Source organism: Slackia sp., from assembly GCF_977041755.1.
Window position 1 is genome coordinate 1 of record NZ_CDRRGL010000170.1, and the last position, 3,311, is coordinate 3,311.

Annotated in this window: 3 protein-coding genes and 1 pseudogene; all 4 read left to right on the top strand. The window is 55.0% G+C overall.

The annotated features are described in order from the left end of the window. A pseudogene (locus tag ACWI8T_RS09045) lies at window positions 1-267 on the top strand (hypothetical protein); the annotation flags it as partial. 63 nt (window positions 268-330) lie between these two features. Continuing rightward, on the top strand, window positions 331-903 hold the full coding sequence (locus ACWI8T_RS09050) for a Jag family protein (RefSeq protein WP_114615635.1): 573 nt from the start codon (window positions 331-333) through the stop codon (window positions 901-903). Between the two features lie 129 nt (window positions 904-1,032). After that, a complete protein-coding gene (locus tag ACWI8T_RS09055; RefSeq protein ID WP_449138700.1) occupies window positions 1,033-1,785 on the top strand; it encodes a 16S rRNA (guanine(527)-N(7))-methyltransferase RsmG in 753 nt (250 codons plus the stop codon). Between the two features lie 381 nt (window positions 1,786-2,166). Next, complete coding sequence (locus ACWI8T_RS09060) at window positions 2,167-3,204, top strand: ParA family protein (protein WP_329934723.1); 1,038 nt, start codon at window positions 2,167-2,169, stop codon at window positions 3,202-3,204. The last annotated feature ends 107 nt before the right edge of the window (window positions 3,205-3,311 follow it).

Consider the following 3,311-nt stretch of genomic DNA (forward strand, 5'->3'; position numbering starts at 1 on the left):
GATGTTTACGGTGTGCCAATGCTGATTGATCACGTAGGCGAATTCCAGTATCGTGCCCGCTACTACAACCAGAAGCCAGGCACGCCCGCTGGCGTTCTGCTGTTCTGGGGTGCGTCTTCTGTTATCGGCATTCTGCAGCAGCAGCTCACCATGCGTCACCTGAAGAGGGTTGAGGCTCAGGCCGAGGCTGCTCGCATTGAAGTCGAGCCCGTCAAAGTTGACGTCGAGCGCAAAGCCAAGAAGAAGCGTCCGGCCAAAAAGCACTAATATCGATCCGACCATGCTGCGCGCCACATCTGGCGCGCTTGCATATACAGAAAGGATTGAACCATGTCCGATGAAATCATGGACGATCAGGTTAACGAGGAAGCGGTCGAAGATACCACTGAAGACCAGCTCAAAGGCGATGAGCCGCACAGCGAAGAGCATGATGTGAGCGAAGAGGAGCTCGATGAAATCGCCGACACCGCCATTGCTGCGTTAAAGGGCATTCTCGAGCACTTCGATGTGGGTGAGGTCACCATCGACGAGTACGAGGGCGACGAGGGCGAGCTTATTTTGGATATCACGGGCGACAACCTGGCTATCCTTATTGGCCGCCATGGCAAAACGCTCGACGCGCTGCAGTTTATCATTTCCGCCATCACAACGCGCACCATGGGCTTCCGTTACCCGGTTATCGTCGACGTCGAGGGTTATAAGAACCGCCAACGTCAGAAAATCGAGTCGGTGGCATACTCCGCCGCTCGACGCGCGAAGTCGCAGCATCGCAGCGTGAAGCTGCGCCCCATGACGCCCTACGAGCGCCGCCTGGTTCATCTTGCTCTGCGCAACGAACCTGGCGTTGAAACCGCTTCTGAAGGCGAGGGTGCCGCCCGTCACGTGGTGATCATCCCCTGCTAGGGAACAAACTCATATGCATGCTTTTAAGGCCCTTCTTCTGAAGAAGGGCCTTTCTTTATGGCGTGCTTTGGCCAACACGGTACAATTGCAGGCAATGAACACGCGCACCGCGCAACGAGAGAGGTTTTCATGGGCACGCTTCGCGATATTCTGGCCACGCGCCACGGCATTGACATCACCGAACAGCAGGAGCAAATCCTGTTCGACGACCTACATGCCATTATGGAAATCAACAAGACCATGAACCTCACGCGCATTCTCTCCGAGGAAGACGGTATGGTGCTGCATCTGGAAGACAGCGTGCTCGGCTTGCCGTACGTGAATGATGCGCCGGTTGGCCTCTATGGCGACTTGGGTACCGGCGGCGGTTTCCCCGGCATTCCTCTGTGCGTGCTTACAGGCCGCGAAACTCTGCTCGTTGATTCGGTTAAGAAGAAGGTTCGCGCTCTGGAGCCTGTTGCCGAAGAGCTCGGCGTTGGCGATCGCCTTTCTACATATGGCGGCCGTATTGAAGACCTCGCCCTTGAGCGTCCGAGGGAGTTTTCGGTGCTCACGGCCCGCGCTTTGAGCTCGCTCGGGTCACTGCTCGAGCTGGCCTCGCCCCTTTTGCGTAAGGGCGGTCGTTTGGTGTGCTACAAGGCGCAACCGACTAAAGAGGAACTTGAAATCGCCTTCGGCATTATGAAACCGCTTGGCTTCGAACTCGTATGCGATGACAGCCATGAGCTAAGCGATGGTTCCACGCGCCGTATTTTCGTGTTCCAGAAAGCGGCAAACCCGCGTATCGCGCTTCCTCGCCGCGTCGGCATGGCGCAGCGCAACCCCCTTACGCCTGCCGACTTCGCTCAGAAGAGCGGTCAGAAGAGCAAGAAACGCCGATAACAAGCCCGCCCCCCTCTTCCCAAGACCGCTTACGAGAAACACAGTTAGTGCGGTTGAATATCCGCGTCTCTGGGGTGCTCTAAGAAGCGTCGATTTCGTGTTCGGTTCTTCCTGCGTCAAAACCGTCGATGTGCCAAAAATTGGCGAACCAGGAATTTTTGGCACGGCTGTGGATTGCTGCGGCTAATTCCCTTACTGAATATATAATGGAACAACTTAGCGACGGAAAAGCGCTTGACGGCTCGCCTGTGAAATTCGCAATGCCTTGAGCCTCGCGTTTTTTAGCGTCGGTTTCGATGTTTCACGTGAAACATCCTTCATCTTCGTTCTACATTGGCTATAAGCCTCACATATACACGCAGTATCAATGAAGGAGGACGCGTGGGACTGTTTGATGGTTTGAAGAACCAGAGTCGAAAGCCTAAGGATCAGGAAGGCAATGCCGCCGAAAGCGAACAGATCGGCTACAACCCTGAGAACGCTCCGGTTATCGAGCGCGATCCAAATGTTTCACGTGAAACATCCGTTGTTTCTTCCACCCAGGAAGATCTTCAGGCTGACGCATACGCGAATGAACCCGCTCCTTCTGAGGCGGTATATACCGCGACTCCGCTCCGTTCATATGCTGAAAAGAAACCTGTGAGGCACGTCGTGGGCACCACGAAGGTTATTGCGATTCTTAATCAGAAGGGTGGCGTCGGTAAATCGACGACGACCATTAACCTCGGTGCGGCATTGGGCGCAATGGGAAAACAGGTGCTGCTTATCGACCTTGATCCGCAGGGCAATACCTCGAGCGGCTTGGGCATCGAAAAGAACCTTTTGAATGAATGTATCTACGATGTGCTCATCAGCGACACCCAACTTACCGATATCATCATTCCTGATGTGTGCGAAGGCCTTGATGTTGCTCCCGCAACTATCAATCTTGCAGGTGCCGAAGTCGAGCTCGTTTCCGAAATGGCTCGCGAGGGGCGCCTGAAGGAAGCGATTGGCCATGTGCGCGGCAAATACGATTACATTTTCATCGATTGCCCGCCCTCGCTCGGCCTGCTTACGGTGAATGCACTTGTTGCTGCCGATAAGCTGCTCATTCCTATCCAATGCGAGTTTTATGCGTTGGAGGGCGTGACGAAGCTGCTCGATTCAATGAAGCGCGTGAAGAGCCTTCTGAATCCCGGCTTGGAAATCTACGGCGTGCTGCTCACGATGTACGACGGACGTACCACGCTTTCGAAGCAGGTTGCCGCCGAGGTGCGTAATTTCTTCGGTCGCACGGTTTTCGATACGGTGATTCCTCGTACGGTTAAAATCTCTGAAGCGCCGAGTTTCGGCCAACCGATTAATGAATACGACCCGACTGGTAAAGGCGCGGAGGCGTACTGCGCCCTTGCAAGAGAGGTGAGCCAGCGTGGCTAAAAATAAGAAGGCCGGTCTCGGCCGTGGTTTGAATTCTCTTCTTGGCGGGTATGAAGCGCCCGCCGAGCCTGCTCGTGTAGCGCCCGAACGTCAGGTGGAACGCGTTG